We start from the raw sequence: 15,875 nt of genomic DNA, 5'->3' as shown, positions 1-15,875 counted from the left end.
GGCTCGTATAGGAGATATAGCTGATGAACCGTCGATTGTAGGCCGGAACCCTGACCCGCGTATGTCCGCCGCCAAATGGCCGGCCCTTGCGGCGTACCCGGCCCTTCAGGCGGCCTTGGGCCGCGTCGCCCGGCCGCCGGCGCGCATTTGCGCCAGCATCACGCCAGCCAGCGCCATCGCCCCGCCGACGATGTGGAACAGATGGGGCTTTTCGTCCAGGAACACGGCCGCGATCGCCACCGTGGCCACCGGCATGAGGTTGAGGAAAATGCTGGCGCGGTTGGGGCCCAGGTGCTTGACGCCCTGCATCCACAGGAAGGGCGCGAACAACGACGGGAATACCGCCGCATACAGCACCAGGGGCAGGTTGTCGCCGTTGAGCGGTGAAGGCGGCGCCATCAGGAAAGCGGGCAGCTGGAACAGCACGCCGAAAGCGACCTGCACATACAGCGACTGCCACGGTCCCACCGGCAATGCCCAGCGGCGCAGCAGCACGCCGTATAGCGCATAGGCCAGCGCGCCCACGCCCATCAGCAGATCGCCGCGGTTGGCGCCCACTTCAAGCAGGCGGGCGGGATCGCCCTCGCCGATCAGCAGCGCCAGGCCCGCCAGCGACAGCAGCCCGCCCAGCATGGCCATGACCGAGGGCAGTTCGCGCAGCAGCAGCGCCACCACCGCGATGGTCATCAGCGGAATCATCGCCGTGATGATGCCCATATTGGTCGCCGTGGTGCTGGCGGCCGCCACATAGGCCAGGCCCTGGTACAGGGCCATGCCCAAGCCGCCCAGCACCGCCAGTTTGGGCAGGTGGGGCAGGATCTGGCGGCGCTGCGCCCAGACGCCCGGCAGCACGAACGGCGTCAGCACCACCCCGGCCAGGGCCCAGCGGTAGAAGCCGATGGCGGCCGGCGCGATGGCGCTGGCCGCCATCTTGGTGACGATCATGTTGACCGACCAGATCAAGGCTGCCAGCAACGGATAAAGCAGATAACGGGCGGGAATATGCGGAGAGGAAGCGCGGGTCATGAGGGGCAATGCACAGGCGTAGATGAGACAGGGCCAGTGTAGGATCTGTCCGACCTGATGTATATAATGAAAAACAGACAAAACCAGACGAAGTTCCGACATGTCCGCCATCGATTCCGCGCCCGCGCTGGCCAGCCACCTGCCCTACCCGCTGGCTTGCCGCATCCTGCATTTCACGCCGCGTTCCGGCATGAAGCGCCACAGCTCGCCCTGGGCGGAACTGAACTTCGCCATCTCCGGCATCATGGAAATCGGCATACGCGGCGTCACCTACCTGTCGCCGCCGCAGTACGCCATCTGGATACCGCCGCATGTCGAGCATTGCTGCCAGAACGAAGGCGAAGTGCACTACGCCTGCATCGACATCCCCGCCGCGGCCTGCGCCGGCCTGCCCACGGAACCGTGCACGCTCGAGATCAGCCCGGTCATGCGCGCGATCCTGGGCGACTTCGAGCAGCGCGGCATCAGCTATCCGGATACGCCGGAAGACCGGCGCATGGCGCAGATCGTCATCGACCAGGTCCGCCAGGCTCGGGCTTACGCCAGCTACCTGCCCTCCACCTCCGACCCGTTGCTGGCACCCATCCTGTCGGCGCTGCAGGACAGTCCAGGCGATAAGCGCGGCGCCGCGCACTGGGCCGCCACGGCCGGCATCACCGAACGCACGCTGCTGCGCCACTGCCAGCAGCGCCTGGGCATGTCGTTCAATGAATGGCGCCTGCGGCTGCGCGTGGTCAGCGCCCTGGGCATGCTGGACGCGGGCCGGCCGGTCCAATCTGTGGCGCGCGAGCTTGGTTACAGCACGCCGTCGGCCTTCATCGCCATGTTCCAGCGGCTTACAGGTCAATCGCCCGACAACGCGCGCAGGCGCAGCCAGGGCGGCGCACCCGCGCCCTGACCCCGGAAAACCGCGTCATCCAAGCGCCTGATGCAAGGCGCGGCCGATCGCGAGACAATACGGCTGTAGCCAGGGCCTGCCAGCGGGCCCGAATCTTGCCGTGCCGTCGCGGCTTCATCGCGCCCAGGAACCCCTTCATGTCTGCCTCCGCCACTCCCCCCGCCTCCTTGACCCATTTCAGCACCGCCGAGCTGGACATGCTGGCCAAGACCGCCGACGCCTTGAGCGCCTATCTGGGCAAGCCCGTGCTGGCCGAAGTGGTGCTGGGCGATGATGGCACCGAATGGGTGACCTATGGCGTGCCCATGGACGAAAACGCCAAGCCCGACGAAGACCAGACCCACGTGCAGCTGGGCGGCGCCGGCGCCCGCCTGCTGGGCAATCGCGGCGGCCTGCCCCAGTCCGACGACGACACCTACGACTGTCTCTACCTCTGGGCCATCGAGATCTCGCTGAACGAAGGCGAGCGCTTCATCAAGCTGGACCACGACGGCGAAGAGTCCGCATGGTCCGACAATCTGGAAGACGTGCTGCCGTTTGCCCTGACGGAAGAACCCGTACCGGAGGACCCGGACGCGGAGGACGACGAGGACGAAGCGGATGAGGACGATGAGGATGATGCGGATGGCCACGGCCACGATCATTCTCACGACCACAACCACCGCCACTGAAGCGCGGCCGGGCGGCGGGTTGCGGCCGGCATGGCCGCGCAACCGCGCCGTCCGCGGATCAGACCGAGATCCGCCCTTCCTGCACCGCGTGGCAGGCCACCACCGACACTCCCGCGGCCATTGCCACTGGCGCCTCTGACTTGCAACGCTCGTTCGCATGCGGACAGCGCGGATGAAAGGTGCAGCCCGACGGCGGATTCAGCGGATTGGGCACCTCGCCCGCCACCGCGGTGCGCGGCTTGCCCGCGCCGTTGATGTCGGGAATGGCCTCCAGCAGCATGCGCGTGTACGGATGGCGAGGCCGCGCGAACAGCTCGTCGCGCGGCGCCACCTCCACCATGCGGCCCAGGTACATCACCCCCACCCGGTCGGCCACATGGTGCACCACCGCCAGGTTGTGGGAAATGAACAGATAGGTCAGCCCCAGGTTGCGCTGCAGATCCTTCATCAGGTTCAGCACCTGCGCCTGCACCGACACATCCAGCGCCGAGGTCGGCTCGTCGCACACCAGGAATTCCGGATTCACCGCCAACGCCCGCGCGATCGAAATGCGCTGGCGCTGGCCGCCGGAAAACTGGTGTGGATAGCGGCCCTGGTCGGCCGGGTCCAGGCCCACCTGCTTGAGCAGTTCGCCCACGCGCGCGCTGCGCTCGTCAGGCGTCATCGTGGTGTGGGTCAGCATGGGTTCGGCGATGATGCGGCCCACGCGCCAGCGCGGATTCAGGCTGGCATAGGGATCCTGGAAGATCATCTGCAGGCGCTTGCGCAAGGCGCGGCCGCCTGGCTCGGACATGCGCGACAACGGCTGGCCGTCGAAACGGATGTCGCCGCGGGTCAGGCCATACAACCCCACCAGCATGCGCGCCACGGTCGATTTGCCGCAGCCCGATTCGCCCACCAGCGCCAGCGTTTCGCCGCGCGCGATCTCGAACGACACCCCGTCCACGGCGCGCAGCATCACGCGCGGCTTGCCCGCGAGCTTACGTTCCAGCCACGGCGGTGACACATCGAACCAGCGCGCGGCGTCCTTTACTTCCACCAAGGGCGTCGTCATGCGGCCACCTTATCGTTGTTGTCGTGCAGCCAACAGGCCGCGCGGGACGTCCCGGCCGCCATCAGCTCCGGGCGCTCGACGCCGCAACGCGGCAGGCGCTGGCCGCAGCGCGGATTGAAGGCGCAGCCCGGCGGAATGGCGTTCAGGCGCGGCATGCTGCCGTCGATCTGCACCAGCCGTTCGGAGTGTCCTTCCAGCGATGGAATCGATCCCATCAGTCCCTTCGTGTAGGGATGGCGGGGCTTGTGGATCACGTCGGCCACCGGGCCGATCTCGGCCACGCGGCCCGCGTACATCACCGCAACGCGGTCGGCGGTTTCGGCGATCACACCCATGTCGTGCGTGATCAGCATCACCGCCGTGCCGTTTTCACGGCACAGGCGCTTGAGCAGTTCGATGATCTGCGCCTGGATCGACACGTCCAGCGCGGTCGTGGGCTCGTCCGCCACCACCAGCTTGGGTTCGGCCGCCAGGGCCAGCGCAATCACCACGCGCTGGCGCATGCCGCCGGAGAACTGGTGAGGATAGTGGTCGATGCGCTCGCGCGCGGCCGGAATGCCGGTCGACGCCAGCAGCTCCACCGCCCGTTCGCGCGCCTGGGACCAGCTCAGGTCCAGGTGCGTCACGATGGTTTCCGCCAATTGCCGGCCCACCGTGTACAGCGGGTTCAACGAGGTCAGCGGGTCCTGGAACACGGCCCCGATCTCGCGGCCGCGCACGCGGCGCATCTGCTCGTCGGGCAGGTTGTCGATGCGGCGGCCCGCCAGCAGGATCTCGCCCGCGGCGATACGTCCCGGCGGTTCCAAGAGGCCAATGATGGATGCGCCGGTCAGGGACTTGCCTGCGCCGGATTCGCCCACTACGCCCAGGACTTCGCCAGCCTGGATGGAAAAGGACACGTCGTCCAGCGCGCGCAGCGTGCCGCGGCGCGTGGGGAATTCCACGCGCAGGTTGCGGACTTCTAGTAATGCGCTCATGTAAACCTCAATTCAGACGCGGGTTGAGCGCATCGCGCAGCCAGTCGCCAAGCAAGTTGACCGACAGCACCAGCAGCACCAGCGCCGCACCCGGGAAGATGGTGATCCACCACTCCCCTGAAAACAGAAAGTCGTTGCCGATGCGGATCAGCGTGCCGAGCGACGGCGCGGTCGGCGGTACGCCTACGCCCAGGAACGACAGCGTGGCCTCCGTGATGATGGCCGTGGCCAGGTGCACCGTGGCCAGCACCAGCACCGGACCCAGCACATTGGGCAGCACGTGGCGGAACATGATGACCGGCGAGGCCACGCCGATCACGCGCGCCGCCTGCACGTATTCGCGGTTCTTCTCCACCAGGGTGGAGCCGCGCACCGTGCGCGCATACTGCGGCCAGCCCGCCAGCGCGATCGCGCCGATCAGCACCGGGAACGCGATCAGCTCATGCAGCTCGCGCGGCACCGCCGCCCGCGCCACACCGTCGATCAGCAGCGCGATCAGGATGGCGGGGAACGACAGCTGCACGTCGGCGATGCGCATGATGAACGCATCGATGCGCCCGCCCGCGTAGCCCGAGATCAGCCCCAGCACGATGCCGATCAGCATCGACAGCAGCACCGAGGCCAGGCCGATCAAGAGCGACACGCGGGTGCCGTACAGGATGGCCGAGTACAGGTCGCGGCCCTGGCTGTCGGTGCCCAGCAGGTAGGTCGGCAGGCCATTGGCCTCCCAGGCGGGCGGCAGCAAGGCGTCCAGCAGTTCCACCTTGGTCAGGTCGAACGGGTTGTGCGGCGCCACCCAACCGGCCCCGAAGGAGCCGATCAGCAGGAGCGCCAGCATCACGGTGGCGATGATCGCCACGGGCGCCCGGCGCCAGGCCCAGGCAATGTCGCTGTCCCACCAGCGTTTGAGTACGGCGCGCATCAGTGAGCCCCCCCGCCGCGGGTCAGCCCGGAACGCAGGCGCGGGTCCACGACAAAATACAAAAGATCGACGATCAGGTTGATCACCACGAACACCAGCGCAATCAGGCACAGGTAGGCCGCCATGACGGGCACGTCGGCGAATTGCACCGCCTGGATGAACAACAGGCCCATGCCCGGCCACTGGAACACGGTTTCCGTGACGATGGCGAAGGCGATGATGCCGCCCAGTTGCAGGCCGGTGATGGTGATGACCGGCACCATGGTGTTCTTCAGCGCGTGGCCGAAGTGGATGGCGCGACGCTTCAGGCCGCGGGCGCGGGCAAACTTGATGTAGTCCGAACGCAGCACCTCCAGCATTTCCGAACGCACCAGGCGCAGCACCAGGGTCATCTGGAACAGCGACAAGGTGATGGACGGCAGGATGAGATGCTTCCAGCCCGTGGCGGTGAACAACCCCGATGACCACCAGCCCACGCTGACGGTGTCGCCCCGCCCGTAGCTGGGCAGCCAGCCCAGTTGCACGGAAAACACCAGGATCAGCAGGATGCCGATCAGGAAGGTGGGCAGCGACACGCCCAGCAGCGACCCGGCCAGCAGCAGCTGGGACAGCAAGCTGTTGCGCTTGAGCGCGGTGTACACGCCCAGCGGCACGCCCACCAGCAGCGCCAGCAAGGCCGCCACCATGGACAGCTCCAGCGTGGCCGGCAGGCGGGATTTCAGCAAGGAAGATACGGGTTCGCTCTGGCGCAGGGAGATGCCGAAATTGCCCTGCACGGCGTTGGCCACGAAATGGCCGAATTGGACGATGGCGGGCTCGTTCAGCCCCAGGCGCTCACGCAGTTCGATGCGTTCGGCATCGGTGGCGTCCTGTCCCAGCATGATGGTGACAGGGTCGCCGACATATTGAAAAAGCACAAAGGCCAGTAGCGCGACGGTGAGCATCACCGCTACGGCCTGCAACAGGCGACGCAGTATGAAAGCAAACATAGGCGGAAAAGGCGAAACAGCGAAAGCCCGTCGGCCTGTTCATCATGAACAGGCTGACGGGCCCCGCCGTTTGATTAGCCTGGATCAGTCAACCTTGACCCAATCGGCAACGAGGCGATTGTCGGCACGGTGGATGACCGTGACGTTCTTGCGCATGGCCCAGGGAATGACCTGGTCGTGCAGCGGGATGTGGCCGAAGTCCTTGGCGTGCCCTTGCAGCACGGTGATGATGTCGGCGTCACGCTTGGCCGGATCGGTTTCCGTCTTGATCCGGTCGATGATGACGTCCAGTTCCTTGTTGCTGTAGTTGCCCAGGTTGTACATGCCGTCCGCGCCCTCGCCCTTGGTGCGAATCAGGTTCTGCAGCGTGTACATGGCGTCGAACGTGGGCACGCCCCAGCCGAACAGGTAGGCGCTGGTGTCGAACGACTGCACCTTGGGGAAATAGGTGGAGCGCGGCATGGCGTTCATGGTGGCCTTGACGCCGACCTTGGCCCACATGCCGACCACCGCCTGACAGATGGCTTCGTCGTTGATGTAGCGGTTGTTCGGGCAATCCAGCGTGAAGTTCAGCGTGCCGTCGTAGCCGGCTTCCTTCAGCAGGGCGCGGGACTTTTCCGGATCATAGGGCACGCGCGCCTGCAGCTGCTGGGCCCAGCCGTGCACCTGCGGCGCGATCATCGTGCCGGTGGGCGCGGACAGGCCGCGCATCACGGCGCGCTTGATGGCGTCCACGTCGATCGCGCGATACAGCGCCTCGCGCACGCGGATGTCCTGGAACGGGTTCTTGCCCTTGATGTTGGAATACTGGAGTTCCGGACGCTTCTGGTCCAGGCCCAGGTAGATGGTGCGGTATTCGTTGCCTTCCACGACCTTGGCCGACTGGCGCAGGCGATCCAGGTCCTGGGCCGCCGGATCCAGCACGAAGTCGATTTCACCCGACAGCAGCGCCGCGGTACGCGTGGCGTTCTGCTTGATCGGCGTGAACACGACTTCGGTCACGTTGCCGACCTTGCCGCCCTTGTTCCACCAGTCCTTGTTTTCCTCGAACACCGTGCGCACGTCCACTTCGCGCGACTTCAGCTTGTAGGGGCCGGTGCCGTTGGTGTTGCGCGCGGCGTAGGTCTCTTCCTTGTTGACGAAGTCCTGCGGCTTGGCGACGTTGTTCTTTTCCGACCAGGCCTTGTTCATGATGAACACGTTGGTCAGCTGGCGCAGCAGCACCGGGTTAGGCGCCGAGGTCTCGATCTCGACCGTCAGGTCGTCGATCTTGCGGGCTTCCTTGATGCCGGTGGTGTAGGCCTTGTAGTTCGAGGTGGGCGCCATGGCGCGGTGGATCGAGAACACCACGTCGTCGGCGGTGAAGGCGGCGCCGTCATGGAACTTCACGCCGGGGCGCAGCTTGAAGCGGTACAGCGTGGGCGAAACCTGCTCCCACTCCGTCGCCAGGCGCGGGTTGACCTTGAAGGACTTGTCGTAGTCCACCAGCGGTTCGTAGACGTAGCTGTTGGCGGCGATCGTCATGCCTTCGTTCTGCGAGTGCGGATCGAAGGTGAGGATGTCGCCCTGGGCGGCCCAGCGGAAGGTCTTGGCCTGCCCGATCGTGGGCACGGCAACGGCGGCGGCGATCGCGATAGCAATCAAAGTGCGGCGCATAGGTTCAACTCCTGACTGTAGTCTGAATACCGGCGCGATATTGCCTAGCCGCAGGACCTCCGTCAATTGAGGGTTTATGCGTACCGTAGACGGTTTTCACAGAGGGAGAACCAATTGGGGACACATAAGCTTGTAACAAAATAATCGAAGTAAACAGTGTTGGGTATGCGGCCCGCCCCCGCCCCCCGCCCCCGCCTATTCCTCGTCCGGCGCCGACAATTCCAGCGGCACGTGCTCGGTCATCAGCACCTCCAGCATGTCGATCAGCATCGCGGCCTTTTCCTCGCCGAACGGGGCCAGCACGGCCTTCTGGTGCTGCAAGGCCTGCTCGCACAGCGCGGCGATCAGATTCGTGCCCTTGGTGGTGATGCAGACACGCGTCTGCCGCCGGTCCGCCCGCACGCCCGTGCGCGCCACCAGCCCTTCGGCCTCCATGCGCTGCACCACCTTGCTCAAGGTGGGCTGCTTGGTGATCGCCAGCACCGCCAGCGTGCCTATGGTTTCACCGGGACTGCCCTCCAGGCTGGCCAGTACCCGCCACTCGGTCACCGACAGGCCGGCCGCCTTCACCTGCAGATGGAATTCCGCCGAAATGCGCTGGCTGGCCTGCGCCAGCAGATAGGCCAGATAGCCATCGACGAAGCGGCCTTTGTGCGCCGCCGCGTCCGTGTCCCGCTGCTTGTCCAACCGCATGTTGCTTTGCTCCCACGCACCGGAAACCAGGGCCGACGCCGGCCCGACGAAATGCGCATTGCACCACGCCGGCGCAAACGCGCGCCATGATGTGCCGCAATGCTGTTGCGCAGCACAGGGTATACCCGGAATCGCAACCCGTTTTTGCACCATCGCAGCGCCGGAACAGCACTGCGACCTAGAGAACAACGAGTATATACGTCATTGTTTTAGCGTGATATTTTTTGTTTTCCATGAAATTTCATCTTTTTTGTTGACAGCTAAAACGTTGACTCCTAAAGTATTTTTAAGACGAGAATTTCCTGACGTGACGATGCTGCGCAGCAGCAACCATTGAGACCCGCAGGCCGGGCCGCGAAGGAGTGCCAGAATGGCTGAAAGGTCTTTCAAAAAAGAAGTCCAGCAGTTGCGCATCGGCGCGGGCGAAGAGTTCCGCGGAGAAGGCATTCTTGCGGTCACCAAGGCCTTGCTGCAGTCCGGCGTGGGCTACGTCGCGGGCTACCAGGGTTCGCCGATCTCGCATTTGATGGACGTGCTGGCCGACGCCAACGACATCCTCCAGGAACTGGGTGTGCATTTCGAGGCCAGCGCCTCCGAAGCCACCGCGGCGGCCACGCTGGCCGCCTCGGTCATGTACCCCATCCGCGGCGCCGTCACCTGGAAGTCCACCGTAGGCACCAACGTCGCATCCGACGCGCTGGCCAACCTGGCTTCCGGCGGCGTCACCGGCGGTTCGCTGGTCATCGTGGGCGAAGACTACGGCGAAGGCTCGTCCATCATGCAGGAACGCTCGCACGCGTTCGCCATGAAGTCGCAGATCTGGCTGCTGGATCCGCGCCCCAACCTGGAAAGCATGGTCAAGGCGGTGGAAGACGGCTTCGAGCTGTCCGAGGCCAGCAAGACGCCCGTGATGCTGCAACTGCGCATCCGCGGCTGCCACGTGCACGGCCGCTTCATCGCCAAGGAAAACAAGCGCCCCGCCTTCTCGCTGGCGCAGGCGCTGGAAAGCCCGGCGCGCGACACCAGCCGCATCGTGCTGCCGCCTGCCTCCTTCCTGCACGAACAGGAAAAGATCAAGGAGCGCTGGCCCGCCGCCATCCGCTACATCAAGGAACACAAGCTCAACGAACACTTTGACGGCGACCAGGACGATATCGGACTGATCCTGCAAGGCGGCCTCTACAACGGCGTGATCCGCGCCTTGCAGCTGCTGGGCCTGGCCGACAACTTCGGCAACAGCCGCATCCCGCTGTACGTCATGAACGTGACCTACCCCGTCATCGAGGACGAGGTCATCGATTTCTGCCGCGGCAAGCGCGCCGTGCTGCTGCTGGAAGAAGGCCAGCCGGACTACATCGAACAGAACCTGCACGCCGTGCTGCGCCGCGCCGGCATCGACACCAAGCTGTCCGGCAAGGACGTCCTGCCGATGGCGGGCGAATACACCACCCAGGTCATGCGCGACGGCCTGCGCGAATTCCTCAAGCGGCAACGCCCGGAATCGCTGCAGACGCATCCCGCCGCCCTGGCCGATGCCCAGGCCGCGGAACGCCAGCTCCAGATCACCGAGGTGGCACGGCCCAAGCCGACGCGTCCGGCCGAGCAGCCCATCACCTTCCACAAGCACGTCGAAGGCCTGGCGGCGGTCGTGCCGCCGCGGCCCGCCGGCTTCTGTACGGGCTGTCCGGAAAGGCCTATCTTCTCGGCCCTGACCCTGGCGCAGGAAACGCTGGGCCAGCACCATATTTCCTGCGACATCGGCTGCCACCTGTTCTCGATCCTGCCGCCGTTCAACCTGGGCGCCACCACCATGGGCTACGGCCTGGGCGCCTCCAGCGCGGCGGCCTTCAACGTGCCGGCCGCCAAGCGCCCCATCTCCATCATGGGCGACGGCGGCTTCTGGCACAACGGCCTGTCCTCGGGCATCGGCAACGCGGTCTTCAACAAGTACGACGGCGTCATCGTCATCGTCGACAACTTCTACGCCTCGGCCACCGGCGGACAGGACATCCTGTCCTCGCGCGCCGAAAACCCGGACCGCTCCACCAACAATCCCATCGACCAGGCCGTGCGCGGCGTGGGCGTGAAGTGGGTGCGCACGCTGGACCGCACCTATGACGTGGCCAAGGTGCGCGCCACCATCGAAGAGGCGCTGACCACCGACATCAAAGGCCCCAAGGTCATCATCGCGCAATCGGAATGCATGCTGAACAAGCAGCGCCGCATCAAGCCGCTGTTCAACAAGGCAGTCAAGGAAGGCAAGCGCGTGGTCAAGGAACGCTTCGGCGTGGACCCTGACGTCTGCACCGGCGACCATGCCTGCATCCGCCTGTCGGGCTGCCCGTCGCTGACGGTCAAGGACAGCGGCGACCCCTTGAAGGAAGATCCGGTGGCGCACGTGGAAAGCAGTTGCGTAGGCTGCGGCAACTGCGGCGAAGTCGCCCATGCCGCGGTGCTCTGCCCGTCCTTCTACCGCGCCGATATCGTCCACAACCCGACCGGCCGCGACCGCTTCATGGCGCGCATGCGCACCGCCGTCATCGGCTTCCTGCAACGCCGCCGCGCCGCGCGCCTGGCCCACCACGCCCTCTGAGGATTCCCGTTCCATGAACCCGGCCGCTATGCAACAAGCCAATCCGATCAAGATCGCCATCCTGGCCATGGGCGGCCAAGGCGGCGGCGTGCTGGCCGACTGGATCGTCGACATGGCCGAGCACGCCGGCTGGTGGGCCCAGACCACCTCGGTGCCGGGCGTGGCCCAGCGCACCGGCGCCACCATCTATTACCTGGAACTGCTGCCCGAAGCCGAAGTGCAACGCGCCGGCCGCCAGCCCGCGCTGGCGCTGATGCCCACCCCGGGCGACGTGGACCTGGTGGTCGCCGCCGAATTGATGGAAGGCGGGCGCGCCATCCAGCGTGGACTGGTCACGCCGGAACGCACGGTGCTGCTCACTTCGTCGCACCGCAGCTACGCGGTCAGCGAAAAATCCGCGCCCGGCAACGGTATCGCCGATCCCAACAAGGTGCTGGAAGCGGGCCGCGCCGCGGCCAAGCGCTTCCTCTGCTTCGACCTGCAAGACCTGGCCGACCGCGCCGGCAGCGTCATCAGCGCCAGCCTGTTCGGTGCGGTAGCCGGCAGCGGCGCCCTGCCGTTCTCGCGCGACGATTTCGAAGCCACGGTGCGGCGCGCCGGCCTGGGCGTGGAAGCCAGCCTGCGCGCCTTCGCGCTGGGCTACGAATCCGCCGACCAGGCGCCCGCGCAACCCGCACCCATCGACCTGGCCCGGCCGGTGCCCGCCGTGCCGGAACGCGCCGCCAGCGCCAAGGCCCAAGCCCTGCTGGACACGATCAAACGCGACTTTCCCGCCTGTGCCCAGCCCATGCTGGCCGCGGGCACGCGCCGCCAGATCGAGTTCCAGGACCTGGCCTACGCCACCGAATACCTGCGCCACATGAAGGACATCCGCGACCTGGACGCCGCCCATGGCGGCGAGGCCCGGCAATGGGCGCTGACCTGTGCCGCCGCGCGCTACGTGGCCACGGCCATGGCCTACGACGACGTGATCCGTGTCGCCGACCTGAAGACCCGCGCCACGCGTTTCGACCGCGTGCGCCAGGAAGTGGGCGCGCGCCCGGACCAGCTGGTCTACACCACCGAATTCATGCATCCGCGCCTGGAGGAGATCTGCGGCACCTTGCCCGCCGGGCTGGGCCGCTGGCTCGAAAACTCCAAGTCGTTCGGCGGCTTCGTCGAACGCCGCCTGGGCCACGGCCGTCGCATGCAGAGCGGCACGCTGGGCGGTTTCCTGATGCTGTACACGCTGGCCGGCATGCGACGCTTCCGCCGCAGCACGCTGCGCCATCAGGCCGAGGCCGCCGGCCTCGCGCAATGGCTGGACCTGATCACCCGGCTGGTCCCGCGCGACTACGCGCTGGCCGTCGAAACCGTCAATTGCCGCCGCCTGGTCAAAGGCTATAGCGACACCCACGTGCGCGGCGGCGGCAAGTACCGCCAGCTGATCGCGGCGGCAGAGCAACTGGCCGGCCGGCCCGACGCCGCCGAAACGCTGCGCTCGCTGCGAGAGACCGCGCTGGCCAACGAGAAATGCGGCCCCATGGAACGCCAGCTGGCTGAAAAGCTGGCGGCCTGAGACAAGCAAAGATAGGGACAAACGCCGTGCAGACACTGAAACTCATCGTCCGGGAAGTCCGGCAGGAATCGCCGCTGATCCGCTCGTTCCGGCTGGCGCGCGAAGACGCCGGCCCCCTGCCTGCCTTCGGACCGGGCGCGCACCTGAAGGTGACGGTGCCGGGCCTGCGCGAGCCGCGCTGCTATTCGCTGGTGCAGTTGGCGCCGGAAGCCGGCAAGTTCGCGCAGCCCGCGGAGTACCGGCTCGGCGTGCGCCTGGAGGAAACCAGCCAGGGCGGATCGCGCCACATGCATGCGCTGGCCGAGGGCGACACGCTCGATGTCGAAGGCCCGAAGAATGATTTCCCGCTGCACGAATCGCCTGCCGGCGACGAACCCGTCGTGCTGATCGCGGGCGGCATCGGCATCACGCCGGTGGCATCCATGGCCGCGGCGCTCAAGGCCGCGGGACGCGCCTTCCATCTGCATTACTGCGGCCGCAGCAAGGACCAGCTGGCCTTCCTGCCCGAACTGCAGGCCCTGGCCGGCGACGACCTGAGCCTGCACGCGGACGACGATCCGTCCTGCCGCTTCGACCTGCAGGCGCTGCTGGACGCATCCTCGCCGCGCCAGCACCTGTATGTCTGCGGCCCCAAGGGCCTGATCGACGCAGTCATCCAGGGCGCGCACGCACGCCACTGGCCCGACGCCCATATCCATTTCGAACTTTTCGCCACCGCTGCACCGCAGGCCGGCGACCAGCCCTTCGAGGTCGAGCTGCGCCAGTCGGGCCGGGTGCTGACCATCCCCGCTGACAAGACCATCATCGACGTGATGGAAGAGGAAGGCTGCGACCCGATGTACGACTGCAAGCGCGGCGAATGCGGCGTCTGCCAGGCCACCGTGCTGGAAGGCGAACCCGACCACCGCGACTACTACCTCTCGGACACCGAGAAGGCCAGCGGCAAGATCATCCAGATCTGCATCTCGCGCGCGAAATCGGCGCGCCTGGTGCTGGACCTGTAGCCCCGACGCAAGGAAGCGCCCTCATGGCCAAATACCGCGACAACCCCGACGCCATCCGCGCCCTGCTGCGCGACACCGAGGTGCACAAGGATCTGTTCATCGACCAGGAGCTGTTCGAGCTGGAGATGGAACGCCTGTACGCCAACACCTGGGTCTACGTCGGCCACGACAGCCAGGTCCCCAACCCGGGCGACTACATCACCACCACAGTGGGCAACCAGCCCGTGGTGATGGTGCGCCACAGCGACCGCTCGGTGCGGGTGCTGCACAACCGCTGCCCGCACAAGGGCACCATGGTGGCGGGTGAAGCCTGCGGCAACACCGGCAAGTTCTTCCGTTGCCCCTATCACGCCTGGACCTTCAAGACCGACGGCAGCCTGCTGTCCATCCCGCTGAAAAAGGGCTACGAGAACACCGGCCTGGAAAACTGCGAAGCCAGCCAGGGCATGGCTGCCGTGAAGGACGTGAAGAACCATCGCGGCTTCGTGTTCTGCCGCCTGAACCCCGAGGGCCAGTCATTCGAGGATTTCTTCGGCGAATCGCTGTCCACCCTGGACAACATGGTCGACCGCGCGCCCGAGGGCCGGCTGGAAGTCGCCGGCGGCGTGCTGCGCTACATGCACCGCTGCAACTGGAAGATGCTGGTCGACAACCAGACCGACACCTGCCACCCGATGGTGGCGCATGAGTCCTCCGCAGGCACCGCCGTGAAGGTCTGGGAACAGGCGCCGGAAGGCACGCCCAAGCCCATGGCCGTCGAGTTGTTCGCCCCCTTCATCTCGCCTTACGAGTTCTTCGAGAACATGGGCATCCGCGTATGGGAGAACGGCCACGGCCATACCGGCGTGTCGGACTCCATCCATGCCTCGTACTCGGGCATCCCGGGCTACTGGGACTCCATGGTCGCGGCCTACGGCGAGGAACGCGCCAAGCAGATCCTGGGCGACGTGCGCCACAACACCGTGTACTTCCCCAACATCATGGTCAAGGGCCCGATCCAGACGCTGCGCGTCTTCAAGCCCATCGCAGCCGACCGCACGCTGGTGGAATCCTGGACCTTCCGCCTGGTGGGCGCGCCCGACCTGCTGCTGGAACGCACGCTCATGTACAACCGCCTCATCAACGCGCCGACCTCGGTGGTCGGGCACGACGACCTGGAAATGTACGAGCGCGCCCAGGACGGCCTGCAATCGCGGGCGCGGGACTGGGTCAACGTGGGCCGGCTGTACTCGCCCGACGAGGTCGGGCAGAAGAACGTCGCCACCAATGGCACCAATGAATGGCAGATGCGCAACCAGTACCGCGCATGGGGCCGCTACATGACCGGACCGGAGTCGGTATGAGCGCAAGCGACCGCGAGTTGATCGATTTTGTCTACGCCGAGGCGCGCATGCTGGACGAGCTGCGCTTCGAGGACTGGCTGAACCTGTACACCGAAGACGGCTACTACTGGATGCCGCTGGCCCATGGCCAGACCGATCCCAAGCTGCACGCCTCGCTCATGTACGAAGACAAGCTGCTGCTGCGCGTGCGCGTGGAGCGGCTGGCCGGCCAGCGCACGTTTTCGCAGCAACCCAAGAGCCGCTGCCACCACTTGCTGCAGGCGCCCACGGTGGAGCACGGCCATCCCGATGCCGCCCCCGCCGAAGGCCGCCACGTGGTACGCACCGCCTTCCATTACGTCGAGACGCGGCAGGACGCGCAGACGCTGTATGCAGGCTGGACCACCCACCACCTGGTGGAGCAGGACGGCGTCTTGCGCATCCGTCTCAAGCGCGTGGACCTCGTCAACTGCGACGCGGCCTTCGGCAATATCCAATTGTTCATGTAGGAG

Annotated in this window: 15 protein-coding genes; 7 read left to right on the top strand and 8 right to left on the bottom strand. The window is 66.2% G+C overall.

The genetic code is table 11. The features are described 5' to 3' along the window. Positions 1–105 precede the first annotated feature (105 nt). Positions 106–1,026, bottom strand: a complete 921-nt coding sequence (locus IB258_RS09350; RefSeq protein WP_192352510.1) for a DMT family transporter — start codon at positions 1,024–1,026, stop codon at positions 106–108. Positions 1,027–1,126: 100 nt separating this feature from the next. On the opposite strand from IB258_RS09350, the gene IB258_RS09345 reads away from it, so the two are divergent. Then, entirely contained in the window at positions 1,127–1,924 is a 798-nt protein-coding gene (locus IB258_RS09345; RefSeq protein WP_192352509.1) for a helix-turn-helix transcriptional regulator, read from the top strand. 137 nt (positions 1,925–2,061) lie between these two features. Continuing rightward, complete coding sequence (locus IB258_RS09340; protein WP_192352508.1) at positions 2,062–2,595, top strand: hypothetical protein; 534 nt, start codon at positions 2,062–2,064, stop codon at positions 2,593–2,595. Positions 2,596–2,653: 58 nt separating this feature from the next. On the opposite strand, the gene IB258_RS09335 is transcribed toward IB258_RS09340, so the two are convergent. The 7 genes from IB258_RS09335 to IB258_RS09305 form a co-directional block, all read right to left on the bottom strand. Then, positions 2,654–3,649 (bottom strand): ABC transporter ATP-binding protein, encoded by a 996-nt coding sequence (locus tag IB258_RS09335; protein ID WP_054457369.1) that lies wholly within the window; start codon positions 3,647–3,649, stop codon positions 2,654–2,656. Next, on the bottom strand, positions 3,646–4,626 hold the full coding sequence (locus tag IB258_RS09330) for an ABC transporter ATP-binding protein (protein WP_054457372.1): 981 nt from the start codon (positions 4,624–4,626) through the stop codon (positions 3,646–3,648). Before IB258_RS09330 ends, IB258_RS09335 begins: the two co-directional genes overlap by 4 nt. Positions 4,627–4,633: 7 nt before the next feature. Continuing rightward, entirely contained in the window at positions 4,634–5,548 is a 915-nt protein-coding gene (locus IB258_RS09325) for an ABC transporter permease (protein WP_054457374.1), read from the bottom strand. Further along, the gene (locus tag IB258_RS09320) at positions 5,548–6,537 is read right to left on the bottom strand and encodes an ABC transporter permease (protein ID WP_054457377.1); all 990 of its coding nucleotides are present in this window, start codon (positions 6,535–6,537) and stop codon (positions 5,548–5,550) included. The genes IB258_RS09325 and IB258_RS09320 overlap by 1 nt, the downstream gene beginning before the upstream one ends. Positions 6,538–6,621: 84 nt before the next feature. Next, positions 6,622–8,193: an ABC transporter substrate-binding protein gene (locus tag IB258_RS09315; protein WP_054457379.1), complete on the bottom strand. Its 1,572-nt coding sequence runs from the start codon at positions 8,191–8,193 to the stop codon at positions 6,622–6,624. A gap of 195 nt (positions 8,194–8,388) precedes the next feature. Then, positions 8,389–8,886 carry a MarR family winged helix-turn-helix transcriptional regulator gene (locus tag IB258_RS09310; RefSeq protein ID WP_054457381.1) on the bottom strand — a complete coding sequence of 166 codons (498 nt, stop codon included), beginning with the start codon at positions 8,884–8,886 and terminating at the stop codon, positions 8,389–8,391. A 201-nt stretch (positions 8,887–9,087) separates the two neighbouring features. Continuing rightward, positions 9,088–9,276, bottom strand: coding sequence for a hypothetical protein (locus tag IB258_RS09305; protein WP_125472485.1), 189 nt, complete (start codon positions 9,274–9,276; stop codon positions 9,088–9,090). Here IB258_RS09305 and IB258_RS09300 point away from each other — a divergent pair. The 5 genes from IB258_RS09300 to IB258_RS09280 are packed head-to-tail and all read left to right on the top strand — an operon-like array spanning position 9,257 to position 15,872. After that, positions 9,257–11,479: an indolepyruvate ferredoxin oxidoreductase subunit alpha gene (locus IB258_RS09300; RefSeq protein WP_192352507.1), complete on the top strand. Its 2,223-nt coding sequence runs from the start codon at positions 9,257–9,259 to the stop codon at positions 11,477–11,479. The two genes, IB258_RS09305 and IB258_RS09300, sit on opposite strands and share 20 nt — an antisense overlap. Positions 11,480–11,492: 13 nt before the next feature. Next, positions 11,493–13,037: an indolepyruvate oxidoreductase subunit beta family protein gene (locus tag IB258_RS09295; protein WP_192352506.1), complete on the top strand. Its 1,545-nt coding sequence runs from the start codon at positions 11,493–11,495 to the stop codon at positions 13,035–13,037. A 26-nt stretch (positions 13,038–13,063) separates the two neighbouring features. Further along, the gene (locus IB258_RS09290) at positions 13,064–14,041 is read left to right on the top strand and encodes a PDR/VanB family oxidoreductase (RefSeq protein WP_054457387.1); all 978 of its coding nucleotides are present in this window, start codon (positions 13,064–13,066) and stop codon (positions 14,039–14,041) included. A gap of 23 nt (positions 14,042–14,064) precedes the next feature. Further along, complete coding sequence (locus IB258_RS09285) at positions 14,065–15,384, top strand: aromatic ring-hydroxylating dioxygenase subunit alpha (protein ID WP_192352505.1); 1,320 nt, start codon at positions 14,065–14,067, stop codon at positions 15,382–15,384. Further along, complete coding sequence (locus IB258_RS09280) at positions 15,381–15,872, top strand: aromatic-ring-hydroxylating dioxygenase subunit beta (protein ID WP_054457391.1); 492 nt, start codon at positions 15,381–15,383, stop codon at positions 15,870–15,872. The genes IB258_RS09285 and IB258_RS09280 overlap by 4 nt, the downstream gene beginning before the upstream one ends. Positions 15,873–15,875 lie beyond the last annotated feature (3 nt).

The sequence above is a fragment of the Achromobacter sp. ACM02 genome (assembly GCF_014851605.1).
GTDB lineage: Bacteria > Pseudomonadota > Gammaproteobacteria > Burkholderiales > Burkholderiaceae_B > Achromobacter > Achromobacter aegrifaciens.
The sequence above is the reverse complement of the archived record's forward strand: the minus strand, read 5'-3'. Positions and strand labels throughout refer to the sequence as shown.

Coding starts and splice junctions, on each gene's coding strand:
- IB258_RS09335 (WP_054457369.1), bottom strand. CDS start 3,649: ATGACGACGCCCTTGGTGGAAGTAAAGGACGCCGCGCGCTGGTTCGAT.
- IB258_RS09350 (WP_192352510.1), bottom strand. CDS start 1,026: ATGACCCGCGCTTCCTCTCCGCATATTCCCGCCCGTTATCTGCTTTAT.
- IB258_RS09285 (WP_192352505.1), top strand. CDS start 14,065: ATGGCCAAATACCGCGACAACCCCGACGCCATCCGCGCCCTGCTGCGC.
- IB258_RS09340 (WP_192352508.1), top strand. CDS start 2,062: ATGTCTGCCTCCGCCACTCCCCCCGCCTCCTTGACCCATTTCAGCACC.
- IB258_RS09345 (WP_192352509.1), top strand. CDS start 1,127: ATGTCCGCCATCGATTCCGCGCCCGCGCTGGCCAGCCACCTGCCCTAC.
- IB258_RS09310 (WP_054457381.1), bottom strand. CDS start 8,886: ATGCGGTTGGACAAGCAGCGGGACACGGACGCGGCGGCGCACAAAGGC.
- IB258_RS09330 (WP_054457372.1), bottom strand. CDS start 4,626: ATGAGCGCATTACTAGAAGTCCGCAACCTGCGCGTGGAATTCCCCACG.
- IB258_RS09295 (WP_192352506.1), top strand. CDS start 11,493: ATGAACCCGGCCGCTATGCAACAAGCCAATCCGATCAAGATCGCCATC.
- IB258_RS09300 (WP_192352507.1), top strand. CDS start 9,257: ATGGCTGAAAGGTCTTTCAAAAAAGAAGTCCAGCAGTTGCGCATCGGC.
- IB258_RS09320 (WP_054457377.1), bottom strand. CDS start 6,537: ATGTTTGCTTTCATACTGCGTCGCCTGTTGCAGGCCGTAGCGGTGATG.
- IB258_RS09280 (WP_054457391.1), top strand. CDS start 15,381: ATGAGCGCAAGCGACCGCGAGTTGATCGATTTTGTCTACGCCGAGGCG.
- IB258_RS09315 (WP_054457379.1), bottom strand. CDS start 8,193: ATGCGCCGCACTTTGATTGCTATCGCGATCGCCGCCGCCGTTGCCGTG.
- IB258_RS09325 (WP_054457374.1), bottom strand. CDS start 5,548: ATGCGCGCCGTACTCAAACGCTGGTGGGACAGCGACATTGCCTGGGCC.